The sequence below is a fragment of the Prochlorococcus sp. MIT 0604 genome (genome assembly GCF_000757845.1).
Lineage (GTDB): Bacteria > Cyanobacteriota > Cyanobacteriia > PCC-6307 > Cyanobiaceae > Prochlorococcus_A.
This window is the reverse complement of record NZ_CP007753.1, coordinates 1,110,872-1,135,111: the sequence shown is the minus strand read 5'-3', so window position 1 is coordinate 1,135,111 and position 24,240 is coordinate 1,110,872. Positions and strand designations below refer to the sequence as shown.

Annotated in this window: 41 protein-coding genes and 1 pseudogene; 19 read left to right on the top strand and 23 right to left on the bottom strand. The window is 30.1% G+C overall.

The window, feature by feature from the left end:
* Positions 1-5: 5 nt before the first annotated feature.
* Both polA and EW14_RS06380 read right to left on the bottom strand, forming a co-directional pair.
* Entirely contained in the window at positions 6-2,942 is a 2,937-nt protein-coding gene (polA, locus tag EW14_RS06385; protein ID WP_042850665.1) for a DNA polymerase I, read from the bottom strand.
* A complete protein-coding gene (locus tag EW14_RS06380; protein ID WP_042850664.1) occupies positions 2,939-4,000 on the bottom strand; it encodes an efflux RND transporter periplasmic adaptor subunit in 1,062 nt (353 codons plus the stop codon). Before EW14_RS06380 ends, polA begins: the two co-directional genes overlap by 4 nt.
* A 144-nt stretch (positions 4,001-4,144) precedes the next feature.
* Between EW14_RS06380 and ychF the strand changes: the two genes are divergently transcribed.
* On the top strand, positions 4,145-5,236 hold the full coding sequence (ychF, locus tag EW14_RS06375) for a redox-regulated ATPase YchF (protein ID WP_042850663.1): 1,092 nt from the start codon (positions 4,145-4,147) through the stop codon (positions 5,234-5,236).
* Between the two features lie 166 nt (positions 5,237-5,402).
* Here the strand turns inward: ychF and EW14_RS10100 are convergent, their stop codons facing one another.
* On the bottom strand, positions 5,403-5,546 hold the full coding sequence (locus EW14_RS10100) for a hypothetical protein (RefSeq protein ID WP_011863263.1): 144 nt from the start codon (positions 5,544-5,546) through the stop codon (positions 5,403-5,405).
* A 161-nt stretch (positions 5,547-5,707) separates the two neighbouring features.
* On the opposite strand from EW14_RS10100, the gene EW14_RS06370 reads away from it, so the two are divergent.
* A complete protein-coding gene (locus EW14_RS06370; protein ID WP_042850662.1) occupies positions 5,708-5,992 on the top strand; it encodes a hypothetical protein in 285 nt (94 codons plus the stop codon).
* A gap of 786 nt (positions 5,993-6,778) precedes the next feature.
* Here EW14_RS06370 and EW14_RS06355 read toward each other — a convergent pair.
* From EW14_RS06355 to EW14_RS06340, 4 genes and pseudogenes are all read right to left on the bottom strand, one after another.
* Positions 6,779-6,958, bottom strand: coding sequence for a hypothetical protein (locus tag EW14_RS06355; protein WP_025961322.1), 180 nt, complete (start codon positions 6,956-6,958; stop codon positions 6,779-6,781).
* A 1-nt stretch (position 6,959) separates the two neighbouring features.
* A pseudogene (locus EW14_RS06350) lies at positions 6,960-7,067 on the bottom strand (chlorophyll a/b-binding protein); the annotation flags it as partial.
* A gap of 56 nt (positions 7,068-7,123) precedes the next feature.
* On the bottom strand, positions 7,124-7,384 hold the full coding sequence (locus EW14_RS06345; RefSeq protein WP_002805301.1) for a chlorophyll a/b-binding protein: 261 nt from the start codon (positions 7,382-7,384) through the stop codon (positions 7,124-7,126).
* Complete coding sequence (locus EW14_RS06340; protein ID WP_011376777.1) at positions 7,384-7,590, bottom strand: high light inducible protein; 207 nt, start codon at positions 7,588-7,590, stop codon at positions 7,384-7,386. The genes EW14_RS06345 and EW14_RS06340 overlap by 1 nt, the downstream gene beginning before the upstream one ends.
* A gap of 304 nt (positions 7,591-7,894) precedes the next feature.
* Between EW14_RS06340 and EW14_RS06335 the strand changes: the two genes are divergently transcribed.
* A complete protein-coding gene (locus EW14_RS06335) occupies positions 7,895-8,023 on the top strand; it encodes a high light inducible protein (RefSeq protein WP_011863249.1) in 129 nt (42 codons plus the stop codon).
* A 73-nt stretch (positions 8,024-8,096) separates the two neighbouring features.
* Here EW14_RS06335 and EW14_RS06330 read toward each other — a convergent pair whose 3' ends face one another.
* The 4 genes from EW14_RS06330 to EW14_RS06315 all read right to left on the bottom strand — a co-directional run bounded on the left by EW14_RS06330 (position 8,097) and on the right by EW14_RS06315 (position 9,815).
* Positions 8,097-8,834 (bottom strand): type 1 glutamine amidotransferase, encoded by a 738-nt coding sequence (locus tag EW14_RS06330; RefSeq protein WP_081925745.1) that lies wholly within the window; start codon positions 8,832-8,834, stop codon positions 8,097-8,099.
* Complete coding sequence (locus tag EW14_RS06325) at positions 8,831-9,157, bottom strand: heat-labile enterotoxin alpha chain (protein ID WP_225866625.1); 327 nt, start codon at positions 9,155-9,157, stop codon at positions 8,831-8,833. The genes EW14_RS06330 and EW14_RS06325 overlap by 4 nt, the downstream gene beginning before the upstream one ends.
* Positions 9,138-9,428: a hypothetical protein gene (locus tag EW14_RS06320; protein ID WP_042850659.1), complete on the bottom strand. Its 291-nt coding sequence runs from the start codon at positions 9,426-9,428 to the stop codon at positions 9,138-9,140. The genes EW14_RS06325 and EW14_RS06320 overlap by 20 nt, the downstream gene beginning before the upstream one ends.
* A gap of 117 nt (positions 9,429-9,545) precedes the next feature.
* Complete coding sequence (locus tag EW14_RS06315; protein ID WP_042850658.1) at positions 9,546-9,815, bottom strand: DUF1651 domain-containing protein; 270 nt, start codon at positions 9,813-9,815, stop codon at positions 9,546-9,548.
* Positions 9,816-9,964: 149 nt separating this feature from the next.
* Here EW14_RS06315 and EW14_RS06310 point away from each other — a divergent pair, with 149 nt between their 5' ends.
* The 3 genes from EW14_RS06310 (at position 9,965) to EW14_RS06305 (ending at position 10,858) form a co-directional block, all read left to right on the top strand.
* Positions 9,965-10,147, top strand: coding sequence for a hypothetical protein (locus EW14_RS06310; protein WP_042850657.1), 183 nt, complete (start codon positions 9,965-9,967; stop codon positions 10,145-10,147).
* A gap of 73 nt (positions 10,148-10,220) precedes the next feature.
* A complete protein-coding gene (locus EW14_RS10385; RefSeq protein ID WP_197049561.1) occupies positions 10,221-10,382 on the top strand; it encodes a hypothetical protein in 162 nt (53 codons plus the stop codon).
* Positions 10,383-10,435: 53 nt separating this feature from the next.
* Positions 10,436-10,858, top strand: a complete 423-nt coding sequence (locus EW14_RS06305; RefSeq protein ID WP_042850656.1) for a cupin domain-containing protein — start codon at positions 10,436-10,438, stop codon at positions 10,856-10,858.
* Positions 10,859-10,900: 42 nt separating this feature from the next.
* Here the strand turns inward: EW14_RS06305 and EW14_RS06300 are convergent, their stop codons facing one another.
* Together EW14_RS06300 and EW14_RS06295 are read right to left on the bottom strand one after the other, a co-directional pair.
* Positions 10,901-12,604, bottom strand: coding sequence for a protein adenylyltransferase SelO family protein (locus EW14_RS06300; RefSeq protein ID WP_042850655.1), 1,704 nt, complete (start codon positions 12,602-12,604; stop codon positions 10,901-10,903).
* 165 nt (positions 12,605-12,769) lie between these two features.
* Positions 12,770-14,113, bottom strand: coding sequence for a sodium-dependent transporter (locus EW14_RS06295; RefSeq protein ID WP_011818723.1), 1,344 nt, complete (start codon positions 14,111-14,113; stop codon positions 12,770-12,772).
* A gap of 135 nt (positions 14,114-14,248) precedes the next feature.
* On the opposite strand from EW14_RS06295, the gene EW14_RS06290 reads away from it, so the two are divergent.
* The 4 genes from EW14_RS06290 (at position 14,249) to EW14_RS06275 (ending at position 16,952) form a co-directional block, all read left to right on the top strand.
* Positions 14,249-14,530: a DUF3764 family protein gene (locus EW14_RS06290; RefSeq protein ID WP_042850654.1), complete on the top strand. Its 282-nt coding sequence runs from the start codon at positions 14,249-14,251 to the stop codon at positions 14,528-14,530.
* Positions 14,531-14,546: 16 nt separating this feature from the next.
* A complete protein-coding gene (locus tag EW14_RS06285; protein ID WP_042850653.1) occupies positions 14,547-14,846 on the top strand; it encodes a hypothetical protein in 300 nt (99 codons plus the stop codon).
* A 75-nt stretch (positions 14,847-14,921) separates the two neighbouring features.
* A complete protein-coding gene (locus EW14_RS06280) occupies positions 14,922-15,278 on the top strand; it encodes a hypothetical protein (RefSeq protein WP_042851335.1) in 357 nt (118 codons plus the stop codon).
* Positions 15,279-15,647: 369 nt separating this feature from the next.
* Complete coding sequence (locus EW14_RS06275; RefSeq protein ID WP_042850652.1) at positions 15,648-16,952, top strand: NRAMP family divalent metal transporter; 1,305 nt, start codon at positions 15,648-15,650, stop codon at positions 16,950-16,952.
* 224 nt (positions 16,953-17,176) lie between these two features.
* Here the strand turns inward: EW14_RS06275 and EW14_RS10625 are convergent, their stop codons facing one another.
* Entirely contained in the window at positions 17,177-17,302 is a 126-nt protein-coding gene (locus tag EW14_RS10625) for a hypothetical protein (RefSeq protein WP_011863239.1), read from the bottom strand.
* 150 nt (positions 17,303-17,452) lie between these two features.
* Here EW14_RS10625 and EW14_RS06265 point away from each other — a divergent pair, with 150 nt between their 5' ends.
* From EW14_RS06265 to EW14_RS06245, 8 genes are all read left to right on the top strand, one after another.
* Positions 17,453-17,683 carry a hypothetical protein gene (locus EW14_RS06265; protein WP_042850650.1) on the top strand — a complete coding sequence of 77 codons (231 nt, stop codon included), beginning with the start codon at positions 17,453-17,455 and terminating at the stop codon, positions 17,681-17,683.
* Positions 17,659-17,901 (top strand): DUF2839 family protein, encoded by a 243-nt coding sequence (locus EW14_RS06260; protein WP_081925743.1) that lies wholly within the window; start codon positions 17,659-17,661, stop codon positions 17,899-17,901. The genes EW14_RS06265 and EW14_RS06260 overlap by 25 nt, the downstream gene beginning before the upstream one ends.
* Before the next feature lie 183 nt (positions 17,902-18,084).
* Positions 18,085-18,219: a hypothetical protein gene (locus EW14_RS10620; RefSeq protein WP_255347390.1), complete on the top strand. Its 135-nt coding sequence runs from the start codon at positions 18,085-18,087 to the stop codon at positions 18,217-18,219.
* A 367-nt stretch (positions 18,220-18,586) separates the two neighbouring features.
* Entirely contained in the window at positions 18,587-18,862 is a 276-nt protein-coding gene (locus EW14_RS06255) for a hypothetical protein (RefSeq protein ID WP_042850648.1), read from the top strand.
* Positions 18,863-19,051: 189 nt separating this feature from the next.
* A complete protein-coding gene (locus EW14_RS10380; RefSeq protein ID WP_197049560.1) occupies positions 19,052-19,222 on the top strand; it encodes a hypothetical protein in 171 nt (56 codons plus the stop codon).
* A 193-nt stretch (positions 19,223-19,415) separates the two neighbouring features.
* The gene (locus EW14_RS06250) at positions 19,416-19,706 is read left to right on the top strand and encodes a hypothetical protein (protein WP_042850647.1); all 291 of its coding nucleotides are present in this window, start codon (positions 19,416-19,418) and stop codon (positions 19,704-19,706) included.
* Between the two features lie 155 nt (positions 19,707-19,861).
* Positions 19,862-20,008, top strand: a complete 147-nt coding sequence (locus tag EW14_RS10375) for a hypothetical protein (RefSeq protein WP_197049559.1) — start codon at positions 19,862-19,864, stop codon at positions 20,006-20,008.
* Positions 20,009-20,114: 106 nt separating this feature from the next.
* Positions 20,115-20,312, top strand: coding sequence for a DUF2839 family protein (locus tag EW14_RS06245; RefSeq protein WP_042850646.1), 198 nt, complete (start codon positions 20,115-20,117; stop codon positions 20,310-20,312).
* Between the two features lie 28 nt (positions 20,313-20,340).
* On the opposite strand, the gene EW14_RS06240 is transcribed toward EW14_RS06245, so the two are convergent.
* The 6 genes from EW14_RS06240 to EW14_RS06225 form a co-directional block, all read right to left on the bottom strand.
* A complete protein-coding gene (locus EW14_RS06240) occupies positions 20,341-20,601 on the bottom strand; it encodes a hypothetical protein (RefSeq protein ID WP_025979844.1) in 261 nt (86 codons plus the stop codon).
* Positions 20,602-20,823, bottom strand: coding sequence for a DUF3721 domain-containing protein (locus tag EW14_RS10560; protein ID WP_225866624.1), 222 nt, complete (start codon positions 20,821-20,823; stop codon positions 20,602-20,604).
* Positions 20,824-20,825: 2 nt separating this feature from the next.
* Positions 20,826-21,056, bottom strand: coding sequence for a hypothetical protein (locus EW14_RS06230; RefSeq protein ID WP_042850643.1), 231 nt, complete (start codon positions 21,054-21,056; stop codon positions 20,826-20,828).
* 112 nt (positions 21,057-21,168) lie between these two features.
* Positions 21,169-21,312 (bottom strand): hypothetical protein, encoded by a 144-nt coding sequence (locus EW14_RS10370; RefSeq protein WP_197049558.1) that lies wholly within the window; start codon positions 21,310-21,312, stop codon positions 21,169-21,171.
* A 694-nt stretch (positions 21,313-22,006) separates the two neighbouring features.
* Complete coding sequence (locus tag EW14_RS10365) at positions 22,007-22,174, bottom strand: hypothetical protein (protein WP_197049557.1); 168 nt, start codon at positions 22,172-22,174, stop codon at positions 22,007-22,009.
* A 73-nt stretch (positions 22,175-22,247) separates the two neighbouring features.
* Positions 22,248-22,523, bottom strand: coding sequence for a DUF1651 domain-containing protein (locus EW14_RS06225; RefSeq protein ID WP_042850642.1), 276 nt, complete (start codon positions 22,521-22,523; stop codon positions 22,248-22,250).
* Between the two features lie 294 nt (positions 22,524-22,817).
* Between EW14_RS06225 and EW14_RS06220 the strand changes: the two genes are divergently transcribed.
* On the top strand, positions 22,818-23,132 hold the full coding sequence (locus EW14_RS06220) for a DUF3303 domain-containing protein (protein WP_042850641.1): 315 nt from the start codon (positions 22,818-22,820) through the stop codon (positions 23,130-23,132).
* Between the two features lie 283 nt (positions 23,133-23,415).
* Here EW14_RS06220 and EW14_RS10360 read toward each other — a convergent pair whose 3' ends face one another.
* The 3 genes from EW14_RS10360 to EW14_RS10355 all read right to left on the bottom strand — a co-directional run bounded on the left by EW14_RS10360 (position 23,416) and on the right by EW14_RS10355 (position 24,173).
* Positions 23,416-23,580, bottom strand: a complete 165-nt coding sequence (locus tag EW14_RS10360; protein WP_197049556.1) for a hypothetical protein — start codon at positions 23,578-23,580, stop codon at positions 23,416-23,418.
* An 11-nt stretch (positions 23,581-23,591) separates the two neighbouring features.
* Positions 23,592-23,777, bottom strand: a complete 186-nt coding sequence (locus tag EW14_RS09880; RefSeq protein WP_071840805.1) for a hypothetical protein — start codon at positions 23,775-23,777, stop codon at positions 23,592-23,594.
* A 252-nt stretch (positions 23,778-24,029) separates the two neighbouring features.
* On the bottom strand, positions 24,030-24,173 hold the full coding sequence (locus EW14_RS10355; RefSeq protein WP_197049555.1) for a hypothetical protein: 144 nt from the start codon (positions 24,171-24,173) through the stop codon (positions 24,030-24,032).
* Positions 24,174-24,240: the final 67 nt, after the last annotated feature.

The window sequence follows — 24,240 nt, the reverse complement described above, 5'->3', positions numbered from 1 at the left end:
AAGGTTTATTTTGTCTCCATCCAATTGTCTCCAATTCCAATATCAACTAAAAGAGGCACATTTAATTTTACACAATCTTCCATAGTCTTCTTTACTAATTTCGTCGTAATTTCCAAAGATTCTGGTTCAACTTCAAACAATAATTCATCATGTACTTGTAAAAGCATTTTTGCTGGAACATTCATTTCTATGAATTTTTTATTTAGTTGAACCATTGCAATTTTAATAATATCTGCACTTGAACCCTGAATTGGGGCATTGGCTGCGGCTCTTAGTGACTGTGCTTCCATGCCAGCTCTTCTTGCGGATTGTAAATCAATTTCGTAAGGATCTTTTCCTATTAGTCTTCCAAGTCCATTTTTATCAAACTTAAATTCTCTCTTTCTACCAAAAATTGTTTTTACATAACCTTTTGATAAGGCAAGCCTTTCTTGAAGTTCAAGAAATTTGAAAATTTTTGAATATCTTTCTTTGTATTTTATTAGGAATTCTTTTGCTTCTGGAGTACTTACTCCTGTAGAACGTGCAAACTTTTTAATTCCCATACCATAGATAACTCCGAAATTTATTGTTTTCCCAACTCTCCTCTCATCAGAAGAAATTTCTTCTTTTTCAAAAATTAATCTTGCAGTCAAAGAATGAATGTCATCATTTTTATGAAATGCATTTATTAGTATTTCTTCATCCGCTAAGTGAGCGAGTATTCTTAATTCGATCTGAGAATAATCAGCTGACAAAAGTTTCCAATTTTTTTCAGGCAAGAATGCTTTTCTGATTCTCCTACTAAATTCAGTCCTAACCGGGATATTTTGAAGATTAGGATTGCTACTGCTTAGTCTCCCAGTCGCTGTAGCAGCTTGATTAAAGTTTGTATGAACTCTTCCTGTCTTTTCGTTAATAAGATTTGGAAGAGCATCAATATAGGTGCTAAGTAATTTGCTAAGAGTTCTATGTTTGATTAAATGTTGGATTATTTCATGTTCGTCGACTAATCGTTCCAGAACTACTGCATCTGTACTCCATCCTGTTTTTGTTTTCCGTGATTTTTTCTTATCCAAATTTAATTTTTCAAACAAGATCTCACCAAGTTGTTTTGGTGAAGATAGATTGAAACTCTCCTCTGCTAACTCATAAACTTTACTTTCAATATCTTCTAAGGTACTTTTTAATTCTTTTGAGAGTTTATCCAAATAAGGGATGTCGATGGTTATGCCATTCATTTCCATTTGGGACAATACCGGCTCTAAAGGCAGCTCGATTTCTTCGAACAATTTGATTAATTCATCTTTTTCCTTTGAAAAACTTTCTTTAAAAATTTTGACAATCTTAAAAGTTAGAAAAACATCATAACCGCAGTAAATACTTGCTTCATCAATATCAACAAATGAAAAGTCTTTATTTTTCCCAACGGTTTCCTTAAATGAGGGGGGCTTAAATCCAAATAATCTAAAACTAATTTCACTTAACCCATGTTTCTCCTGATTATTAAGAAGGTAGTCTGCTAACAAGGTGTCAAAGGTTACGCCTTTAAGATCAAGTCCATGATTAAAAAATATTTGCCTATCAAATTTAGAATTTTGGAGTGCCTTTTCTTTGTTTGGATCTTCTATCCAATATCTTAGCTTTGAGAAAACATCTTCAATTGATAATTGATTGGAAGTCTCTTTTTTTGTTTGATGACCAAGAGGAATATAAAATAAATCATCATTTTCTTCTCCAAGACATAACCCTATCCCAACAAGTTCTGCATCGATTGGATTCAAACTATTGGTCTCCGTATCTAAAGAAACTATTTGATTGGTCTTATCTAATCTTTGGATTAATTTATCAAGTAATTCGAAATCATTTACAACAGTTACATTGATTTTAGGTATTTTATTCTCACTATTTTCTAATTCATTAGAACTTGAAACTTTTGGTGCCTTCTCCTTCTCCTCCTCTTTAGCTGCATTATTTTTGTCAAAACCACCTTTACTGAAAGTTGAATTGAAAATATCAATTTGTCTAAGTAGTGTTGATAGTTCTAGTTTTTGCAGTGACTCTGAAAGTAGTTCTTGATTTATATTTTTTAATTCATAACCGTTACTTAAAATTAAAGGCACCTCAGTATTTATTTTTGCTAAATCCCTAGAAAGAAAAGCATTATGTTTATCGTTTCTTAGCTTTTCTATAACTGAACCTTTGATGAATCCTTTATATTTCTTATCGTTGTTCTGCTGAATCTTGTCCAAAGCCTGATAGATTCCATCAAGCGTGTCGTTCTCTTTTAGTAGATTAATTGCAGTTTTTGGACCTACCCCTTTAATACCCGGAATATTATCAGAACTATCACCAGTTAGGGCTTTAAGATCAACTACTCTTTCTGGCGCAACACCTAATTTTTCTTTTACTCCATTTTCATTCATAAGAGTTGGATTTCCACTTTTCGCATATGGACCACCACCCATATAAAGTACATAAATATCTTTTTGATCATCTACTAATTGAAATAAGTCCCTATCTCCAGAAAGAATATTCACGCACCATCCTTTAGAAGAAGCATCATTCGCAATTGTGCCTAGGAGATCATCTGCTTCGTATCCTGGAGATTTAAAAATTGGTAAATTAAGGCTTTCTTCTAAAATGATTTCTAGTTGTTCAATATCCTGAAAAAAAACATCTGGAGCCACATCTCTATTGGCCTTATAATTTGGATCTAATTCATGTCTGAAAGTTGGTTTTTCGGTATCAAACGTAATACAAACACCCTCAGGACTAATATTTTTGCAATTATCCAGAAGACTTTTTAGGAATCCATAAGTAACACTTGTTGGAAATCCCTCTTTGGTAGTTAAACCTCCATCAATCCCTTTGCTAAATGCATAGAAGCTTCTAAAAGCAAGTGAGTGGCCATCGACTAAAAGTAAAATTGGTTTTTTAGAGTTTTCAGATTTTAAACTCATTTTCTCTTCTTAGCCCAAGGTGGAATATCAATAAAGATTTGCTCTCCAGGTTCTAATCCATCAATGACTGAAGTTTTATTTCCACTACTAATACCAATTTCGATTTTTTCAAATTTGGGAGAATTGTTTTTATCAACTTTCAAAATTCCTTTCTCACCTTTTTCTGTAACAATAGAAACTGTTGGCACTAGGATTTTTTCTTCTTTACCTTCGACTCTAAATTCAAGATCTGCAGTCATTCCAATTTTAATTTCTTCAGAAATATCTTTAAAATTTAAAGTTACTTCGAATGAGGTTACATTATTATCTTTTACAGCTCTTGTAGCTATTTTTTTAACTATGGCACTATATTTTTGTGAGGGATAAGCCTCAATTCTTACTGAGGCTTCTTGACCTATTTTTATTCTGCCAATGTCACTCTCAGGAACTTTAGCAACAATTTCTAAGCCCTCTGATAGTTCAAAAATAAAGTTTTTGGTTTTAGGGTCTGAACTTAAGTTTGTACTTGGTGTGACATAAGATCCTATCTCAGCATATTTTGCAGTTATTTTCCCTCCATAAGGAGCTTTAATTTGATAGAAACTTTTTTCAGCTTTTGCATCATTAAGTTTTGCGCTACTAATGTTGTAGTTATTTTTATAACTTTCATAGTCTTCTTTACTTACCGCGCCTTCTTGATATAAATATTCCCTTCTTAAAAATTCAGATTTTTGTTTTTTTACATTTAATTCAAGTTCTTCAATTTTATAGATAAAGTCTTCATCATCAAGAGAGGCTAAAATCTGATCTTTTTTTACAAGATCGCCCTCATCTACTTTGATTTCTTTTATTACGCCTTGCTTCCGAGGCCCAATATTGCTTGCCCTTATTGCTTTTACTTCACCACTAGTATTAATTGAATCTGAGAGGATTCCTTTTTCAACTTGAACTACAAAATCAGAAATATCTTTTGACTTATTTTTCTTGAAGGAATTAGTTATAAAAACGAAAAATATAGCTAGAGAAAGCAGTATAACTCCACTTCTTAAATTAATATTTTTTTTTATTAAATCAAACATTTCTTTTTAAAAGCAGAAGTAGATAATATTTAGGAACTAAATAAATAATCAAGACGATTATAATTAACTTATCCAAGATTGGTTAAGTAAATACTATATTACTAGAAGATGTTTTCTTGATAATTTTTCCATAAGTTTTTTCAAATGTTAAAAGCAGGTATTATTGGATTACCAAATGTTGGAAAATCAACTCTATTTAATGCACTTGTAGAAAATGCTAAGGCCCAAGCGGCTAATTTTCCCTTTTGTACTATAGAACCTAATAAAGGTATAGTTTCAGTCCCAGATCAAAGATTGCAAGAGTTAGGTAATTTAAGTTGTAGCCAAAATATTATCCCAACAAAAATTGAATTTGTAGATATCGCAGGACTAGTAAAAGGAGCTAGTAAAGGCGAAGGTTTGGGAAATAAATTTTTATCAAATATTAGGGAGGTTGATGCAATAGTTCATGTTGTAAGGTGCTTTGAAGATAGTGATGTAATTCATGTTTCCGGAAAGGTAGATCCCTTGGATGACATTGAGATAATTAATCTAGAATTGAATTTAGCTGATTTATCTCAACTCCAAAAAAGAAGAGAAAGAATTAAAAAACAGGTTAGAACTAGTAAAGAGGCAGCAAAAGAAGATTCCTTACTAGAAAAAATTGAAGAAGAGCTAGAGAAAGGTCTTTCAGTTAGATCAATATCTTTGAATGAAGAAGAAAATTTAATAATTAAGCAATTAGGCTTCCTCACTGCTAAACCAATTATTTACGCAACTAATTTGAATGAAAATGATTTAGCTGAAGGTAATGATTTTTCATCAACAGTTCAGAGTTTTGCAAGCAATGAAAATACAGAATGTATAAAAATATCAGCGCAAGTTGAATCTGAATTAATAGAGTTAGAACCAGAAGATAAAAAAGACTACCTTATTGGCTTAGGAGTAGATGAAGGGGGATTAAGTTCTTTAATTAGATCAACATATAAATTATTGGGATTAAAAACTTATTTCACTACCGGAGAAAAGGAGACAAAAGCTTGGACAATAAAAGATGGGATGACTGCGCCTCAGGCAGCAGGAGTAATTCATACTGATTTTGAAAAAGGATTTATAAGAGCTCAGACTATTTCGTATCAAAATTTAATTGATTCAGGTTCAATTGCTAATGCAAAAACTAAAGGTCTTTTAAGAAGTGAAGGTAAGGAATATATTGTTAACGAAGGTGATGTAATGGAGTTCTTATTTAACGTTTAGTAAGTATCTTAAGGCTTACTATTATGCTTTTTGAATTTAAATTCAAAAAAAGAAATTAATAAAATTAAGATACATCCTAAGCAACTTCCTATCAACCCAAAAACAATGGTTGTAAAGCCATCATTGTAGCCATATTGTAGTTGAGGTAAGTGAGGGGGTATAGGCATTATTTTTCAACAGAATTTTCAATATCTTCCAGTAAATGTTTAGTTGATCTACTAAAACCATTAGTTTTTAAATAGTTTTGAGCCTCTCTAAATTTTTCAGCTACTCTTTTTGCATAAGGAGTATTCATGGAATTTTGAGTCATGTTGAAAATGCGACTCATTTTATAATCTGATTTAGGTAACCCCTTGATAAGTATTCAAAAATACAAGAATATAAAAATAGGATTTTTTACTTACTAAGAAATTTATTGTGAAAAGTTCTTGATTCTCCAAATAAAGTTTTTTCAAATTAGAAAAATTGACAATGACAAATATATTATTAATTCTTTTTTTGGTACTTTTATTTTTATTACTTTTTTATTCAAAACGAAATAGAGGGTTAGCCCAAAAAACAACAATTAGTCCAACTTATGTACCTTTCTTAAAAGAACAAGAATTTAATCCTGACATAAGTACTGATAATTGGGATTTACACAAACTTAGATTAGATAAATTTAAAAGATCACAATATAAGGGATTAACTTTCTTCGTAAGTTCAGAAAATAAAATTTACTATCTTTCTGAAGAAGGGGATAAGGTTTATTGCTAACAGGTGAAATTAATTTTATAAATAAGAAAAGCCGATAGAAATTAAATATATTAATGAAGTATTTTTTTTTATTATCAGAAAAGTTCTATAAGTTTATCGAATGGGAGTGGAATACTTTAAAAAATCTAAGGAGAACAAAAAGAAAGAATTTTTTTCAAAGAGGATCATTTGCGTTATTTAGTTTATTCTCTATTCTTTTTTTAATATTTTCTCCTCCTATCGCTTTTGGATTGTTATTTGGAGAGGGATTGAAATTTAGTACTTTTTTTATTTGGATATGGATTTTAAATTTGAAGTTTTTTTGAAAATGTATAATTTATTTCCCGAGATTATTTAAAATTAAGAATATAAAAAATCTATTTTATGCCAAAAATATTCAAACAAAATAAGTTCGCTTTGTTGGGAGCAAATATATTAATAATTTTACTTTGGGTAACTATATCTTCCTTTTTGATGAATTTATTTCAAAGTGAAAATGCCCCATTTTATATATATAAAATTTCTTTTTTAATCAGATTCCTTCCTCCTATTTGGGTTACATGGTTCCTTTGGATAAAAAGAGGTGGTTTAAAAAGATAAATTACAAAAGCATTTTTACGGATTTACTATAAAAACAAATCAGTTAAGATCTGAATGCTTACTTGAAATTTTCATGTAAGAATTAGGTAATTGAGAGATTGTTTTTAGCTAAGAAACAATCTCTTTTTTTTTTAATATTTTTTCTCATAAAAAAGTGTTTGTCAGTATCCCTATTGACAAACACTCATGACAATCACTTTTTAAAAATTAAACAGGCAATCTATTATCAATTTCCACTACTCCAGAATCCATAAGACGGCCGATTTTAATAACTAAAGCCATATCCAGCCTTGAAAATTCAGATTGATGGTTAGTTACCCAATCAAGTTCAGAAAGAGTTATAACTCCTAAAGTATTTACTTTAAGAAAAAGTAAGCCTAAATTCATTTTAAAAAATTCCTGGGATTATCCATCCGAATAAGCCATAATTTACAACTAATGCAAATAAGCCCATCATTGCCATTCTTCCATTAGTTCTCTCGGCGTTTTGCCAATAAGTTGTTTTTGAATTTTCCATTTTTCTGATTTGTAGAAATGTTAAATAGTAGGTTTTTAAACGAAACCAGGAATTATTTGACCAGTTGTTAGATATGCTCCAACAGCAGCAATTAATCCAAGCATTGCGAATCTGCCGTTAAGAGTTTCAGCAACAACTTTTTCTTTTTCGATTGTTTTGACTTTTGTGTTTGTGTTTTTCATTTGATTAGAAGATGAATAGTTTAAATTTTCGTTTTGAAATTGTTTGGTTAAATAAGCAACGAGGATGGCTGTAAAGAATACAATTACGGCTAGGAAACCTGAAAGTGGACTCATTAAAAAATGCCAGGAATAATTTGTCCGGTTGAAACGTAAGCACCTACTAACGCAACAAGCCCAATCATTGCCCAACGACCGTTAACTTTTTCTGCATTTTGTGGGTAGCTGTCGTAAGAAACAGACTCATCTATGTAAGGACGTGTCTCAGTAGGAAACATATTCTGTCTGCCACCTGATTCAGTAGTAACGTTTGAATTAGCCATTGAAGTTGTGTAATTGTTAACTAATGTAACACTACTATTAACAAATGTAAAGTATTAAGCCAAAATTAAGTTATTTTCAAGATAATTACTACATAACTGTCACAAATACGTGACATATACTTTTAAATAGTTGTTTTTTAGGCTTGCTCCGCTTTACAGATTGGCTCGAAAACTATTAAGAGTTCATTTCGTTGTTTAAGTATTTATTTTTAAATCTTTAGAAAGATATCAATTTGGTAGAAAAAACTACATCATTCTGAAATTATAATAATTAATTTTTAGACATAATATATTTAACTTTATTATGGAATTCGCAAAAAAAATCATGACCGAAAAAGCTGAAAAGCTTAATGGTAAAGCTGCAATGCTTGGAATGTTTGCTCTTGTAGGAGCTTATTATTTTACTGGTCAAATTCTTCCAGGAATTTTCTAGTAGAAATCCTTTTTAATTTTTTTTCAGGGCTTTATCAAGCCCTTTTTTACTGGACGATTATATTATTCCCTTTTTAATTATCTAATAATTCAAATAATTTATTTATTAAAAGCTTTCTTTTGTAAAAAGTTTTATCAATATATTTTTTATTCTCTTCTTTTAAAATTTTCTGACCATTTGAGCCCAATCCTTTAAAGACAAATTCTTTATCTTCTTTAATCCACTTATTTATCATTCCTCCCGTTGTCTCTATATGGAATTGTAATCCGTAAGCAAAATTACCAATCCTAAAAAACTGTTCCTTACAACGTGCACTACTAGCAATGAGTACTGCTTTATTAGGTAATAAAATCCTATCTCCATGCCAATGCAGTACATGAAAAGGGTCTTCAAATAGTGCTTTAAAGTCTTTATTCGATTTGTCTATAAAAATCTGAGACCATCCAATTTCTGGTAATGATTTTGGAGGTGATCCATATTTAAGAATTTCTACATCTCCGCCAGCAGCACTCGCAAGCAACTGAGCACCTAAGCAAACACCGATCATAGGTCTCTCATTTTCTAATTCTTTTTTTATAAAATCTCTTTCTAACTTAAGCCATGGATATCTGTCACTTCCAATATCTTTAACTCCCATTGGTCCACCCATAATTAAAATTAAGTCACCATTTTTTGTTTTTGGCAGAGCATTTTTATTATCTAAACGAATTATTTCAATTTTTAAATTTCTTTCTTTAGCAAATTGTTCAAAAAGACCTGGCCCCTCTATTTCTAAATGCTGCAAAACTAATAGGCGTCTAATTCCCTTCATTCACTTTCCATTATTTCAGCTGATTCAGAACAGACATTAACGCTAAACCACTTTATTGCCGACCAAGTATCTTCCTGGTATGTACCTGCTGCAATACTTACAAAACAATCATTTTCATACCAACTTCGATAACTGGGGGTTACTCCAGTTCCTTTTAATCTATTTTCTAGGCCTTTTCCATATTTTTTAATGACAAGATTTATAGCTTCATTCTCAATTTCTCTTTGCTTTTCATCAGCAAAACCTTCTAGTGGTATAAAAAAAAGAATTGATGCAATAAGTAAACGTATAATTGAGTCTTTTTTATATGTAGCTGATTTCATTTAGATTAATTAGTTTTTTAAAATCATCAACTCTATTTTGTCTATTTTTTAATGGTCTTGAGGTGTCAAGAACTGCTGCACTGCATAAATGCCAACAAGATTTTTCATCTAGTCCTAATTTCTTGCATATGTTTTTAGGGGCTTTGATTAGTGTATTTATTTCTGCGATATGTTGTGTAGTTTCCCATAATTCTCCTTCAAGAAAGTCAAGTTCAATACTTGATAATAATTCTGTAGCAACGTAATCCCTAATTAGCTCAGTTAATTCCACAATATTTCATTGAAGCAGAAGAAGTTAAATCATCTTTTATTATTTTTATAGCAAGATAAAAAAAAAGGAGCTAGTTTACACCTTTCATCTATAAAGGCTTTTTCTTGGCCGGATCACTTATCCGTAATTATGAGATACTTCTGTCCATCCTTTTTGGTGCAGTTCGTGCCACTTTTCCCAGGCTGAATCTATGTTGAATTTTTCAGAGGATTTGTACCCTCCAGGTTCTCCGAGGTGATTTGTGTAGAAAAGATGAGTATGAATTTTTAAATTAGGTTTAGGAGAATTTTTGCATTCTTCGAAAAATATGATTCTGCTGCCTTCGGGATTTAGTAGGCATCCGTTGGGTTTGCTAGTGCTACAACCAAATGAGTACTTAGGCTCCATACTTTACCTTTAATCGGCCGACTGACTATTAATACGTTTGTACTATAAATTATATCCTCCTTGTTTTGCTGTCAATCCTTTTAAGGTTAAGTACTTATTTACTAATAATTATTTTGTTTTTTAATAAATAAGATAATTTCTTTAAGCTTATGAATTACAGGGAAGATCTAGAAATCAAACTACAAAAAGTAACACTTGCAATGCAGGAAGTTGTAGATGATATTCACAAAACTGATCCTGAGAAGCAAAGAATAATTTCCAAACTTATTGAATTTAAAGAAGCAATCATTTCAAAGGGAGTTGAACTTAATATTGAATTAGAGGCAGCCTAGGAAAATTCCAAATCTCATGAATGTTTAATAACTTTTAGAATAATGTTATTAAGAAAGAAGGGTTATTTATCAAATGCAGCCAGGTACTTTTGAATTATTGATCTTAGTATTTATCTTTTTAGGTCTTCAATCCTGGTGGATTATCCCAATAGTTATTAAAAATAATAAATTAAATAAGAGAGGTAAGGATTTAAGAGAGGAAATTAAGCAATTAGAAAAGTTATATAAAAAATAAATTAGTTTATTATTTTTGCAAACTACCTATTATTAGTGAATCTCATTTATCTAATGAAAATAAAAACATTTATTCCATTTTGTTTCCTTTTTATTGGGACTTTAGCTTTACCACAACCTTCTCTTGCTGAAGAAAAGATTGAAGTTATACCTATTATTCAAAGTTCAAAAGGACTAAGTGGTAAAAATTTTAATTATCTCGAGGGTAAGCCTGAATTGAGACTCTTAAAAGTAAAAATTCCAGTTGGGTTGAAAACTCCAATTCATACTCATCCTTCCCCAATGTTGATTCATGTCACCAGAGGAAGATTAAAGCATGTGAGGGGTGAAGAAATTAATTTCTTTAAAGCAGGTGATGCATTTATTGAGAGTAATAATGGTGCCCCACACTATGTGAAAAATGTTGGAAAGAAGCCGGCCATACTTCATGTGGGAGTTGTATCAGTAGTTGGAATGCCTACGGCCATAAATAAATAAGATTTTTCTCAGAGTTGTTCTATCAGTATGAGGATTTAACTTTTATGAAGAACAACTGTAATGAGATACTCCTCCATAGTTAAAATACTGGCTTGGCTTTAGTCGATTATATTTTTGATCTATTTCTGGGGGTTGTTCTACATATGGATTGCTAAAGACATCCTGTAACTCTTTTATTTTTTTGTAATTTCCCTTTTCAGCTTCTTCATATGCGGGAACGACCATCCATTCGCGCCAAGTATAGACTGGATTAAGGGATTTCATTGATGCCGATTTTGCTTTAATATTTCCCTCTTTCTTCAAGACTGATTGCCAGTTTTCAAGCCATACTTCCCAACTATTATTGAGCTCGTCATTAATTGGTAAATAGAAACAGTCTTTTAAAGAATCTAAGTTATCAGGTATTTCAGACAGTTTACGGAACAAAATTGTATAGTCTGCTTTTGAAATGACCATGAGATTAAAAAATTCATTTATTATAGTTTCGTTGTAATGTTCTAAACCAAGCTTGTTTGCCCACATTTTCATCAATTCCTTATTCATTAATTCAGAAAATTCTTTTTCGATTTGATCTAACTTTTCTTGATCTTGTTTGCTTTGTGAAAGTAACGGACTAAGAGATGAACAGAATGTTTTAAAGTTGATTGCCGCTGCAGAAGGCTGGTTAAAAAATGAGAAATGTTCACCTCCACCTGTCCATGGCTGAAATCTTGGATCAAATAATTCACAGAATCCAAAGGGGCCATAATCCAAGGTATAACCTCCAGCAGCACAATTATCACTATTGAAATTACCCTGGCAATAACCAACTCTCATCCAGTTGGCTATAAGTGACATAAGTCTTGATCTATATAAAGAAGCCAGTTTTATTACTTTACTTTCAATTGAAATCTCATATTCAATTTCATCTTTATAATTTCTATCAATTAGATGTTGAACTATCATCTTTAGTTCATTGAGGGCCTCATCATGCGCATTATTACGAACTCGTCTTGCAAAAAGTTCAATCTGGCCTACACGTAAAAAAGATGGAGCGACTCTCGTAGTAATTGCCGCTTGATTATCAATCATGATATCAGGTTCAAAATATCTGGACCCTTTGGAATACCACGGTCTTCTTACTATTTCTGAACGTGAGACATAAAGTGTTAAAGATCTTGAGGTGGGGATTCCCAAGGCATTCATTAATTCCTGTGCGAGAAATTCTCGTACGCTAGACCTTAAGACAGCTCTACCATCTGCTCCGCGACAATAGGGAGTTGGACCTCCTCCTTTAAGTTGCATTTCCATTCTTTTCCCATTGAATAAACCTTCAAAAACAGAAATTGCTCTGCCATCGCCATAACCATTGCCAGTTCCAAAAGGACATTGTTGGGTATATTCAGTCCCGTAAATTGATAATGCATAACCTGTTGCCCAACCAAAAGGGCTCATTGGATATTTAGCAACAGAAATATCACCTGAGAAAAAACGACAAAAATTTTGGTCTTTAGTAAGATCTGAGCTTAGCCTTAGTTCTTTAAAAAGTTTGTTGCTATGAGAAATATATTCTGGATCTTGAATAGCAGTTGGGAGAACTGGTACGTAATGGCCTGAATATACTGAACGCGGCTTATGATCATTTCCATCTTTTGTTGATTGAGGATCTGCTTTGAGACAATTCATAAAAGAATAGTCAGATAATTGAGAAAATTCAGAAAAATTTTTCGTAAGCTTTTCTTTAAATGAATTAGACGTGGTTGACATTAAATTTGTAATCTATTGTTGATTGCGTTGTAATTTCTTTAAATTCAACATCTAGATATATCTTATATATTTTCTTATCAGGGATGGTTTATGCTTTTACTTTTAAAATTTAATAGAACTTAAAATTTAATATTTACTTAAAAAAGTTCCGCAGCAAAGTATTGCCTAACTTACCCAGCCTTTCAGCAAATCAAAAACACTAATAAATAGTCCAAAACCAATAATTGGAGGGGCAACCCATCTTGTCATGAATTTCAAATAACGTGTCGTTTTGATTCCAACTTTTGAATCACTAAGCTCTTCATTGAATTTTCCAGGGACCACCCATCCCATAAAGAAAGTAACCAAGAATCCACCAAAGATAAGTAATACGCCACCAAAAATCGAATCAATTGTTCCAAGAATATTTAAATTTAATGCAGAAGGGATGCCTGCTAAAAATAGGAAAAGAGTTATCAGCCAAACTGATTTTTCTCTTTTAAAGCCGAATTTATCCATTAAAGAGGAAACTGGAACCTCTAATAATGAAACAGATGAAGTTATGGCTGCGATATAAGCTAATGCAAAAAATGCAACAGCTACAATTCTACCTGCCGCACCATATGAACCTAGACCTGTTGGAATTGAGATAAATAAAGCACCAACAGTGGATTCAGAAATAGCGTCACTTAAACCGAATGTTAAAACTATTGGGAAAGTTATAAATCCAGCCATTAGTCCAACCAAAGTATCTAATGATGCAACTCCAACACTTAGTTTTGGAAGATTACTTTTTTTATTTAAATAGGATGCGTAGGTAACCATAATTCCAATCCCTAAGCTTAATGAAAAGAATGCTTGTGTAAAAGCGTTTCTTATTGTTTGAGGATTTCTCAATTCATTAAAGTCAAACTTAAGTAGAAATGTTTTATATCCTTCCCATGCTCCTGAAAGTGAAGTAGCCCAAATAGCAAGAATTACAATAATTATGAAAAGGATTGGCATGAAATATCTAGTAACCTTTTCTATACCTTTTTTTATACCTGATGAAACTATTATTGCTGTAAGTACTAGACTTAATAGATGGCCCAATAAAACACTGCTGCCACTACTAATCGAGCCAAAGAAGGTTTCTGCTTCAGTTAAATTTTTTGGTAATCCAAAAAATAAAGAATGGAACAAGGTATCTGCAGTCCATCCCATTATCACTGAATAATATGATGCTATTCCTAAAGGAGCTATGAAGAAAAGAATTCCTAATGGATACCAATTCTTACCAGCCAGCTTAACAGGCGCAAGCAATGTGCTTGCCATTGCGTTTCTTCCTAGAGCCATTTCAGCAACAAATACCGGAAGACATACAATTAAAACGATCAATATATATAAAAGTACAAAAGCCGCACCTCCACCTTGAGATGCTCTGTAAGCAAAACCCCAAAGGTTGCCTAGACCTACTGCACTACCAGCAGCTGCGAGAATGAATCCTAGCTTACTAGTCCATTGTTCTCTCTGAGAAATTTTTGAGTCCAAAATTAAAATCTTTTTTTATAGTTGATTTATAACTCATAAATGAAAATTAGTTAACACTTTGCTTAATAAAAACTAATTTTTTTTAGATTAATTTTTTGATAAAGATTTTAGAATTAAAAAACTTTAATTATTCTTATGACTACTGAAACGACTATTTTAGATTTTCAACTAAGTAATACCTATGAGGAGTATGAATCACATATGAATGCAAAAGAACAGCAGACAATGTTTAAAGAAATGGGAGTTAAAACATTTTATATTGGTAAATCATTAGATGATCCTCAAAGGGCGACTGTAATTTTTCAAGGACCAGAAAATGTTTTATATGATATTTTTATGAATCCTGAAACAAAACCTATAGTAGAAGCTTCAGGACATATTTACGAGGGGACAAAAATCACTCGCTGGATTTCCTAAAAAAATAATTTTTTTTATGAATTACCAACTTTTAATTGAATCATATTCTCTTGGGTCATCCCTTTCTGAGCAAGAAATAGAACTCTTAAATCTGGAACTTGAAACTCAAATAATGAATATTAATATATCTACAGATTTTGGCTGTTTTAAATTGGCACCCTCCCATATTTGCGAAGGTCTAAATTTAAAAAAAGATACTTATTGGATTATGTGCCTTGCTCAATTATTAGATTTACATAAGCCCACCCAATTTGGAAAAACGAAAAGTGTGGAGGTTTTCGATTTACTTCTTGAAAAAGGACTTGTTATTGGTTAATTTTTTTAGTATTAAAAAATTAAGTTGTTTTTTCTTTATGCTGATAGGATTGTCTTGAATTTAGAAAAAAAAAAAATGGAAGATTCTGGGCGATTGATATTGGAAAATCTTATTAAGCTGACTAGATCAAGTGAAAATAAATTTAAAGGAGGAAATTTTAAAGGCGCTTTAGAAGACAAAATTAAAGCTAATGCAATATTGAAATCTAATTCTTGTGATGAAAAAATGATTCAAGAATATAGAAAAGAATTATCTAGTTTGTATTGCTCAAAATTTGATCTTATATTCGATCATAAACTTAAAATTAATGCAATAAAGATAAATGAAATAGTGAAAATGTTGGAACGTAAAAGTCAGGAAAAATTAAAAAATCTTGATTATAGAGGTGCAATAAAAGCATTAAGAAGAGCAGAAAAATATATATCAAATTAAAAACAATCCAAACTACCTTGAGTTTTAAGAAGTTTTGCTTATTGTGTGTTTTTTAGCTCAGTTTAAAGTTGAAATACTTAAGTAATAATTTATGCAAAAACAAAATAAAAAGAAAATAAAAAGTTTTGATAAAAAGGAATTAGATGTTTTAGATAGGTTTTTGAGGATCTTATGGAGAAAAGAGGTTGAATACAAAATAAATATCTGATAAAAGCATATTTGAAGGAGAAATCTTATGAAAGTTCGAATAGGATTACTAATTATTCTTTTTATTTTTCACTCATTATCTGATTTTGTGTTTAAAAAAAGAGTATTAAAAAATAAGTTTAGAAGGGCTCAAAAATTAAATTAAATCATTTGATTAAAGACATGAATTTAACAAAAGGAATACAAAAAAGTTTAGGTCCAGGAATTTTGCTTGCTGGAGCGGCTATTGGGGGTTCTCATTTATTGTCATCAACTACTGCTGGTGCAAGGTTTGGATTTTCATTAGTTGGCCTAATCCTTCTTACTAATCTTTTAAAATATCCATTCTTATTGGTTGGGACTAGATTTACAGCATCTACTGGTAAATCATTATTAGAAGGTTTCAAAGAGCAGAATTCTTTATATCTTCCTTTATTTCTAATAGTTAGTCTAATTACAGGTACTTTTACTGTAGCCGCTGTAAGTTTTGTTTCTGGTGTCCTTTTAACTAATATTCCCTTTTTCTCAGCTTTTCCAGCCATGGATTTGTCTATAGGAATCCTGATTGTTTCTGGAATGATATTAATTCTTGGTAAATATAAAGCCCTTGATAGGATTTCAAAAATTTTAGTATCTCTACTAACTTTATTAACATTATTTGCAGTTTTATCGCTTTTGTTCAAAGGTTCAATAAATGAGTCATTAAATATGAGTTTTTTTGAACCAGAAATCAGCCCATGGAAGTTAAAAAATTTAGCTTTTTTGATCCCTTTAATGGGATGGATGCCTTGCCCAGTAGAGTTATGTGTTTGGCCTTCTTTATGGATGTTTTCTCGAGCGAAAGATTCAAATTATAGGCCAAATATCAGTGAAGCAGAATTTGATTTTAATCTCGGTTACATAATAACTGTTGTTACGGCTATTTTCTTCCTTACTCTTGGAGCAATAACGATGTATGGTACTGGCGATGGAATGCTTTCCGGAAGTGGAGTCTCCTTTGCTCAAAAGTTAATACTCCTTTACACTAAATCTATTGGTAATTGGGCTAAATGGATCATAATACCTGCAGCATTTGCCGCAATGTTTAGTACTACAATTACTTGTCTAGATGCATATCCAAGAAGTATTTCTGCTATTCAAGGCTTATTGAGAGGGACTGATTTTGGACGTATGGATTCCAATGCAGAGCGAAATAGATTTCAAATTTGGATGATTATACATATCTTTGCATCATTAATAGCTTTGCTGATTGCAAGGTCTGGAGGTATAGGAGTAAAAGATTTTGTATTTGCTGCAATGACTGGAAGCTTTCTAACCGCACCTTTATTTGCATGGATGGCAATGGATACTATAAATAGCAAATTAGTACCAATTAAAAATAGATATGGATTTTTTCTAAAAACAATAAGCTGGATAGGATTAATTTTCTTAACATTATTTAGTTTATTGTTTATTGCACATTCATTTTTTGGGATTGGGATTTATTAATTTGAAAATAAAAAATAATTAAAGGGTTGATTTTTCTTCAGAATTCGTTTTTGTAGAAATGTATTATTTTTGGTACTTATTATGGTGATGCCTCAATCTACTCTAGAGAGCTTATTATTTTTTTTGATACTATCTCTTGTTGCAACTTTCATTGTTAATTTAAAGTATTCTTCAAAGTTAAAAATACAGAAGTAGTTTTTTTATTTATCTTTTTTGAATTTGATTTATTTCTTTGGATCACTCCAAGTCTCTTTGTATAACCAACTCAAAAAAGTAAGAGTAAGTATATTCCCAAATGCATAAGTTATTCCCAATAATGGGTCATAAATATTGGCAATAATCGTGGACATTATAAAGATTATTAACCCTGAAACAACCAAATCCTGAATAGGCAAAAGGTTAAAATTTACCGAATTTATCATTTGATAATTTTTTTTAATAGATTCAATTAATTATAAAACCAAAAAGTAATTTATTTATAAGGAAATAGGATCTAAGATATGAATAATTTTAGAATCGCTAAAGTACTTATAGTTTTTTCATCATTATCGTATTTGAGTTTTACTTTTTTGAGAAACTATAATTCTCCAGAAAATATAGAAAAAAGATGTATTCTTAAATTCGAAAAAGATTTTAAAAATAATTTGGAAACATCTCATGAAGAATGGAATCAAATTTTAGATTTAGCGGATAAAAATTATTTAAAATGTATGGGAATTCCTCAGTATTAATTATGGGAGAGGCAAAGAGAAGAACAAATTTAGGTATTCCGCCTAGAGAAAAAACAGAAGATATAAAGTTACCTCAACTTGATAAAAAAGCCATACAACAAAAAGTAAGGACTACATTGTATAAGTATCCAATTATCCCTTTTCTTTTTTATGGAGCTGCGATACTGATCCTAATCGGAGGTTTATTTTATGTTTTCAAATCCTTCAATATAGCTTAATTAAAAGGATTATTAATTTTGATATTTATGATTTTTTGGCATCATCAATTAAAAAAACTTGAAGGATAATAAATGAGAAATTTTTTATTGTGCAAAAAATAATCAAAGAAATAATATATGAGAATTATTTACAGTTGACACAATGATATGGTGTTGTAATTTTAGATTAAATTAAAACTATTTATGAAGAAAATAAATAAAAATTATTATGAAATAATGCGTCAAGCTGATAATGCAGTTGGAAGAAAAGAAGTAGTTAGTTTATTAAAAAAAGCTGCAATAATTATGTCTAAATCTGAGGAAAAATTAGCTGCTTAAATTAAAAAACTATTTTATTAGGATAAATAAAACACCATAAAGAATGATTGATGAAGATGCAGCCATAATGATAAATGGTAGTATCATGCCTGAGTTTAACCATCTTAAAAGTCTAATTTTTTTGTTAATTACTCTTGGCATCTTTTCTGATTCCCTTAATTGCAACCTAACAAGTAAATAAATGGTGTAAATGATTAATTAATCTTTTTAAATATCATTCTTTAGCTATTTTGGAATTAAATTTTCTAAAGAAAATTATTTTAATTGCATCTAGATTTTTTTATCTTAAGAGAGATTTTTAGGTAATTAATACCTTGTATTCTTCAAATTTCTTATGCAAGATTTAGGAAAATTAGATTTCTAAATAATGATTAAAAATTTTAAAGAGGGCCCTGAAGAATTTAAAAATTATGATTCAGAACTGTTACTTAAGATTCTAAATAAAACATCACTTCAGAATGAAAAAGGCGATGATAAAGAACTATTTGTAGATGAAAATTGGAAAATTAATTCAAAAAATATGAGTAATATAATTCATTCAGATAGTTCAAATTTGAAGAGAATATTATCAGATATTTTCCCTAATAAAAAAATAGTGATTCAGGATAATAATGATGGGTCGCAAACAATTTTCTTATCCTAATTTAGGAAATATTAAAACCTTATTTATACTATCTATGCAATATTTATTTTTTTGAGAAAAATTTAGTAAAAATTACTCTCGCAGAATTTTTTTAAAGATGTTATTGTTCATTTACGTTCATCCAAGTTTATATCTCTGGACGCATGAAATGGGAGTAGGGAACGGGATTCTCATTAACTGCAAAAGACCATGAATAACCTCTTACAAATAAGAGAAAAAATCATAAGAGCCAATAGGCTATATGAAGCCCAACTTTTGGCTACTAAAAGTGGTGAAGTTACTCCATACAGAAGATCCGTCTTTGAAGAAAGAATCAGGAAAACACAAAAAGAAATGCAATTGAAAGAATCAAAAAATTAAATTCTTTTTTTTAAACTGATCAATTAAGAGTGGGTTTTATCCCTCTCTTTTTTTTTTTTTTATAAAAATAACGTAATTATTAATTTATTTTTCGTTTACCGATTATTAAAAAGAACATAATTTTAATGCTTTTACTATTGATTTAAATTATATAAATGGCAAATTTAATTCAGCAATTAAGAGGTTAATAAATATGTTTAAAAAGGAAAATAAACAAATTAAAACCGTACCCAATAAATCAAATTTAGATCAAGTTTTATGGTTTATAGAAAATTTTTTGCCCCAAAAGAAAGATCGATTTGTTCAAAAAAAATTGTATATGGATAATCTAGAAGTAGAGACTATTAAGATATTTTCTAAATTAGTCTCTACACGTTCTAAAACATTATTTCCAACTACGAAAAATACGACAATCTCTTTTACCTTTGGTGATTGGGCGTTGCCTTACCTGAAATTGCTTAAGAAAATAGGAATAGCTAAGTAAGAAAATTGTGATCGGTTAGAACTAGATTTATCCTGCAAATAAAAACAAATAAAGATTAAAAAGTCTCTGAAAGTTCTTTTCGAAATTTAAGGAGTAATATTTACTTTACATAAAAAATACAATTGCTAAGTTTAAGATAAGAGATCTATTCATTAATGTTTCTAAATTATCTTCCTAGTGAAATGGTTGAAGTTGTTGGTTTGACAATGATTTTTTCATTTCTAGTTGGAACTATATTAATTTTGTTATTTACATCAGATCAGGCAAATACAAAGAATCTATATTTAAAGAAGGTTAAATAAATTTAAAATAATTTGTTTATCTACAAAGGACCTCTGTTTTTAATAAAGTTAACTCGCAGGTGTAGAACATAATTTTTAATATTGAAACATAAACAAATTTAAGATTATGGGCGAAGCTAAAAGAAGAGAAGAATTAGGATTACCTCCTAGTCAAAAAAATGAATTAAATAAATCTGATAGATACCTTTCATGGCTTCCAATTACTAAATCAAGAATTAAGAAATACCCTTATATGGGTGTAGCAACAATGGCGCTAGGAGCGATAATTTTCTTAGTAAGTGGGGTCGCAAATAGTATTAATTAGTTAGATTTTGGCTTGGCTTTGAATATATCTAAGATTTTTTTTGTAATAGTTTAACGCCAGATATTATTGAGATTATTGAAGCTATACCAAGAAATATCGAGTAAAAAGGTTGCAAATTAATAATGCCAAAATTACCGGTATGCCATTTTATTAACCAAAAAGCATCTACTCCTAATGGTTGAAGAATACTATAAATAGTCCCAGATACAATAGTAATTAGTAAGGGGATTGCTGAAATTGCGGTTATTTTTCTGTGAATTTTTCTTTGATTTGTTTTTAATTTTTCCATCTATTTCCTCAAATAGATATGTAATTCTTTTTCGTTTTTGCATGGCATCCATTTATCTTGATTCTTATGTATTCCTTCGCAACCAATTTCTAAAGCCCTTTTTTCAGCTTCCTCCTCAGAAAGAAATGTACCCCTCATATGTGCAAGAGAATAATTATTTAAATTTAGAGATAAGAAAAATAAAAAAATAAAAAATTTAAAATTTTTAAGAATAATACGCATTTTTAACTTTTGAGGATAGATTCACAAATACTAGATGGGTTTGCTTGTTTAACTATTTTTAGTCTTTTGATAAGTTTGTCTCGATCTATTTGATGTTTTAAATATTTAATACATAAATTTTTTTCCTTATATACCTTTGCTATTGGAGTAATCTTTAAAGCAATTGCAAAAGTACCAATAACTAAAAGAATGTTTGTAGCAAGTCGAATGTTTGGTCGAAAATTAGATTTCATTCGTATTCTTTATCTCTGTCAATAACTTCCCTTAAATATATATCTTTTAGCTCGTCATTGTATCCATTTTCTTTTGCAAATTTCTCTAATTCCTTCAACTCTTTTTCTGTCATTAAGCAGATTTGGATATATTGTTTTTCATATCTTCAATTTGGTTGATTAATTCATCTAACCATTCTGTATTATTTTCGGATCTTTTCTTAAGATATGTAATTTTAGGTTGATTTATTTCTAGTGTCTCATAATCTCCACTCATAAATTACCCCTAAATTTATACTCTGCATAATTTATCTAGAGAGATTATTCACATCAATAGGTTCTATTACTTATTAGACATTTACTATGAATAAAAAGTCTTTTTTTAATAGTATAAATATGAATTAATTATCTTTATAAAATATGGCAACTAATGAAGAACTAGAAAAAAGAATTGAGACTTTAGAAAAAGAAGTACAACACCTAAAAGCTGTTCTGCAATATCAAATGAGAAATAAGAAAAAGTGACTTATTCTTATTCCATAGAAATTACTTTTGGTCAAATAAGCATTTTTTCTTGGTTGTTTTGGCCCCCTAATGTCAAAGCTAAATATTAAAAATTAGTCCATATTTATTAACTTTTGAAAAATAAATTTATCATTGATTTTTAGGACATATTTGTTTTTATATATATAAAACTACTTGATATGATTAATTCAATAGCCATTACATTGTTATTATTAGGCTCTTTAGTTGCTTATAAAATACTCAAAAGAAAGAAACGGCGATTTCAAGCACCACCTACAAATCAGCTTCCTAGTTGAAGATTAAATACCGTCTTCGTCTTCTCCAAAAGGATTATATCTTATATCCCAGATGAGAACTACTGCTATAGATAAAAACAATAGACCAAAAATAACTTGAGGAGGAGGAAATAACATTTATGAAATATAACAATTATTAATAAGCTTTGCTTATGCAAAATTTAAAGGATAATCGACATTGTTTGGTTCTAAATGTTTTACATAACATGCTGTTGTGCAATCTACTCCCTCACTATTGAGGCTACAAGAAGTTATGCATTCAAAAAAACTTTCCAAAGCATCTGAATCTTTGATATTTGAATAAATGTTTTTTTTCATGTTCAATCTTCCATTCTGAAGCTTATCTAGCAATTAAATTGTAATAATGTCAAACTCTAGGTAAAGTACCTATTCACCATTTTTTTTTAAAAAAACTATTGAATCTATAAGTTTTTAACCACCCTTCCTCTAATAGTTTTTTATATTCGTTTCTTGCTTCTTCAAGAGATTCAACTCTAGAGCCTTTCATGACTGGCTTACTAGATCGTTTGAAAACACACCCATAAGAGATTAAAATTGCATTAATCATAGAAGAGTTCTTAGAAGAAGAGTTCTTAGAACTATCTTCAAAAGGTTCAAATACTTTTATCCTAGATTTGGCTTTATTGATTAAAGTAAATTTTTCCATAAAAAAAGGGCGTTAGCTTCGCCCCAATCAAAAAGCGGGATAATCCCCATCACCCAGCCTTTTTAAAATCTTAGCACTACATATGGTGTTTGTAAGTATTTAAAATTACCTATTGATGGGGTTGTTTGATTCTGTTTAATTTGTCATTATAGGAGTCCCCATCACCTAGGCTCGTAAGAGTCTTTTTTTTTGCTTTTTTTCCTTCTAGGCTTAGGCCTTTTTAAATTAGTGTTTAAAGACTTTTTATTTAATTTTTAAAATCGATAATTAATAATTAAAAAAATAGTTTTATTCATGCAAACTTACATCGTTCACTGGCAATTTCCAGATCAAGAAAGTCATATACAAGGAGCCGAAGCTTTTGCGGTTTTTGTAGAAGGAGGATGCGAAGGTGATGAATTTGATGGGTTTAAAGTTCTTAATCGAGTAGTAAATCCTGAGGGAGCTAATGGTTGGGCAATAGTTGAATCTTCAAACCATCAGAACATTTGGAAATGGAGTAGTATCTGGGTTGATAATTTTGGCGTTGAAATTGAAGTTACTCCAGTTCTAACAGATAAAGAATTTCTTTCTGTACATAAAGAAATTGCAGCAGCCCATAACAAATAGCTAATATTTTAAGTGCATGACTGTTGGTCTAAAATAAAAGGGTAATACCTGCTCTTTGGGAAAAATTCTTTTGAAGAAATTGAAAGCCAATATAATTCAATAAAATGCTTTTAGCTGAACCTTAAAAGTATATAGAGTATTTATTGCAATAAAGAAAGATATTGCATACATGCCTATAGAACTTCAAAAAACTTTAGAAAAATATAATCTTATGAATGAAACGCAAATGATATTCGTCATGATCGTTAATTTTTGAAAATCAGCAACTAGCTATTATCTTAAACTAACCTAGAGAGTCTAAATCTCTTCTATGGTGCACCGTATTTCCGTTATCTTGTGGAACCTTTTGGTCTCTCATTAAATCTGCGATTGTTGGAAAATCTTTTGCATTATCAAGATCTCTTATATTTTTATCTTGAACTGCAAATGGTGTTCTTTTTAAATTCATAATTAATTACCTCAAAATTTTTGTTGGATTCTCATTACAGATCCTGGATTGTCATGTACGTAAGAGTTGAATTCTCTCGCAAGCATCAGGCAATCATATGCATCTCGCGCATAAAAGCCAATCTGTTGTGTATTATTTGATGAATCTTTGTAACTCAACACATATTTATTACAAGATTTAATCGGTGTTGAAGGCATTTAATTTATTTCTGTTACCACTTAGTTCTAACTAAGCATGCTCATCAACCGACTAATAAAAATGTACGGTTTAAGGCACAAATATATACGGATAAAGGACCTACAACTAAATTTAAAAATGAATATAATGACCAAGTGTATTTCTTGTAAGAGGCATAATATTTCAGTTACTTCCTGTAAAATAATCTTTGATTGAAAACTGATTTTGTTAATAATTTTATCTTAAGAACTAATGCTTAATAAAAACATCAATTATCTTGCTAAATTGGTGTGTTCGAGATTATAAAAATATTTTTCTCCATCATCATCATCGTCATCATCATGGAAGGAAGAGATTAATACATAAACTCCTCCAAATCCCAATAACATTGATAGATATAGAATAGGATCTGTCATAACTTAATTTTGAAACATTCAAATTAATTTTGAGGAAGCTTTTCAATATCTATATTTTCTTTTAATT

Coding starts and splice junctions, on each gene's coding strand:
- polA (WP_042850665.1), bottom strand. CDS start 2,942: ATGAGTTTAAAATCTGAAAACTCTAAAAAACCAATTTTACTTTTAGTC.
- EW14_RS06380 (WP_042850664.1), bottom strand. CDS start 4,000: ATGTTTGATTTAATAAAAAAAAATATTAATTTAAGAAGTGGAGTTATA.
- ychF (WP_042850663.1), top strand. CDS start 4,145: ATGTTAAAAGCAGGTATTATTGGATTACCAAATGTTGGAAAATCAACT.
- EW14_RS10100 (WP_011863263.1), bottom strand. CDS start 5,546: ATGACTCAAAATTCCATGAATACTCCTTATGCAAAAAGAGTAGCTGAA.
- EW14_RS06370 (WP_042850662.1), top strand. CDS start 5,708: ATGACAAATATATTATTAATTCTTTTTTTGGTACTTTTATTTTTATTA.
- EW14_RS06355 (WP_025961322.1), bottom strand. CDS start 6,958: ATGAATTTAGGCTTACTTTTTCTTAAAGTAAATACTTTAGGAGTTATA.
- EW14_RS06345 (WP_002805301.1), bottom strand. CDS start 7,384: ATGAGTCCACTTTCAGGTTTCCTAGCCGTAATTGTATTCTTTACAGCC.
- EW14_RS06340 (WP_011376777.1), bottom strand. CDS start 7,590: ATGGCTAATTCAAACGTTACTACTGAATCAGGTGGCAGACAGAATATG.
- EW14_RS06335 (WP_011863249.1), top strand. CDS start 7,895: ATGGAATTCGCAAAAAAAATCATGACCGAAAAAGCTGAAAAGCTTAAT.
- EW14_RS06330 (WP_081925745.1), bottom strand. CDS start 8,834: ATGAAGGGAATTAGACGCCTATTAGTTTTGCAGCATTTAGAAATAGAG.
- EW14_RS06325 (WP_225866625.1), bottom strand. CDS start 9,157: ATGAAATCAGCTACATATAAAAAAGACTCAATTATACGTTTACTTATT.
- EW14_RS06315 (WP_042850658.1), bottom strand. CDS start 9,815: ATGGAGCCTAAGTACTCATTTGGTTGTAGCACTAGCAAACCCAACGGA.
- EW14_RS06310 (WP_042850657.1), top strand. CDS start 9,965: ATGAATTACAGGGAAGATCTAGAAATCAAACTACAAAAAGTAACACTT.
- EW14_RS10385 (WP_197049561.1), top strand. CDS start 10,221: ATGCAGCCAGGTACTTTTGAATTATTGATCTTAGTATTTATCTTTTTA.
- EW14_RS06305 (WP_042850656.1), top strand. CDS start 10,436: ATGAAAATAAAAACATTTATTCCATTTTGTTTCCTTTTTATTGGGACT.
- EW14_RS06300 (WP_042850655.1), bottom strand. CDS start 12,604: ATGTCAACCACGTCTAATTCATTTAAAGAAAAGCTTACGAAAAATTTT.
- EW14_RS06290 (WP_042850654.1), top strand. CDS start 14,249: ATGACTACTGAAACGACTATTTTAGATTTTCAACTAAGTAATACCTAT.
- EW14_RS06285 (WP_042850653.1), top strand. CDS start 14,547: ATGAATTACCAACTTTTAATTGAATCATATTCTCTTGGGTCATCCCTT.
- EW14_RS06280 (WP_042851335.1), top strand. CDS start 14,922: ATGGAAGATTCTGGGCGATTGATATTGGAAAATCTTATTAAGCTGACT.
- EW14_RS06275 (WP_042850652.1), top strand. CDS start 15,648: ATGAATTTAACAAAAGGAATACAAAAAAGTTTAGGTCCAGGAATTTTG.
- EW14_RS10625 (WP_011863239.1), bottom strand. CDS start 17,302: ATGTCCACGATTATTGCCAATATTTATGACCCATTATTGGGAATAACT.
- EW14_RS06265 (WP_042850650.1), top strand. CDS start 17,453: ATGAATAATTTTAGAATCGCTAAAGTACTTATAGTTTTTTCATCATTA.
- EW14_RS06260 (WP_081925743.1), top strand. CDS start 17,659: ATGTATGGGAATTCCTCAGTATTAATTATGGGAGAGGCAAAGAGAAGA.
- EW14_RS10620 (WP_255347390.1), top strand. CDS start 18,085: ATGAAGAAAATAAATAAAAATTATTATGAAATAATGCGTCAAGCTGAT.
- EW14_RS06255 (WP_042850648.1), top strand. CDS start 18,587: ATGATTAAAAATTTTAAAGAGGGCCCTGAAGAATTTAAAAATTATGAT.
- EW14_RS10380 (WP_197049560.1), top strand. CDS start 19,052: ATGAATAACCTCTTACAAATAAGAGAAAAAATCATAAGAGCCAATAGG.
- EW14_RS06250 (WP_042850647.1), top strand. CDS start 19,416: ATGTTTAAAAAGGAAAATAAACAAATTAAAACCGTACCCAATAAATCA.
- EW14_RS10375 (WP_197049559.1), top strand. CDS start 19,862: ATGTTTCTAAATTATCTTCCTAGTGAAATGGTTGAAGTTGTTGGTTTG.
- EW14_RS06245 (WP_042850646.1), top strand. CDS start 20,115: ATGGGCGAAGCTAAAAGAAGAGAAGAATTAGGATTACCTCCTAGTCAA.
- EW14_RS06240 (WP_025979844.1), bottom strand. CDS start 20,601: ATGGAAAAATTAAAAACAAATCAAAGAAAAATTCACAGAAAAATAACC.
- EW14_RS10560 (WP_225866624.1), bottom strand. CDS start 20,823: ATGCGTATTATTCTTAAAAATTTTAAATTTTTTATTTTTTTATTTTTC.
- EW14_RS06230 (WP_042850643.1), bottom strand. CDS start 21,056: ATGAAATCTAATTTTCGACCAAACATTCGACTTGCTACAAACATTCTT.
- EW14_RS10370 (WP_197049558.1), bottom strand. CDS start 21,312: ATGAGTGGAGATTATGAGACACTAGAAATAAATCAACCTAAAATTACA.
- EW14_RS10365 (WP_197049557.1), bottom strand. CDS start 22,174: ATGAAAAAAAACATTTATTCAAATATCAAAGATTCAGATGCTTTGGAA.
- EW14_RS06225 (WP_042850642.1), bottom strand. CDS start 22,523: ATGGAAAAATTTACTTTAATCAATAAAGCCAAATCTAGGATAAAAGTA.
- EW14_RS06220 (WP_042850641.1), top strand. CDS start 22,818: ATGCAAACTTACATCGTTCACTGGCAATTTCCAGATCAAGAAAGTCAT.
- EW14_RS10360 (WP_197049556.1), bottom strand. CDS start 23,580: ATGAATTTAAAAAGAACACCATTTGCAGTTCAAGATAAAAATATAAGA.
- EW14_RS09880 (WP_071840805.1), bottom strand. CDS start 23,777: ATGCCTTCAACACCGATTAAATCTTGTAATAAATATGTGTTGAGTTAC.
- EW14_RS10355 (WP_197049555.1), bottom strand. CDS start 24,173: ATGACAGATCCTATTCTATATCTATCAATGTTATTGGGATTTGGAGGA.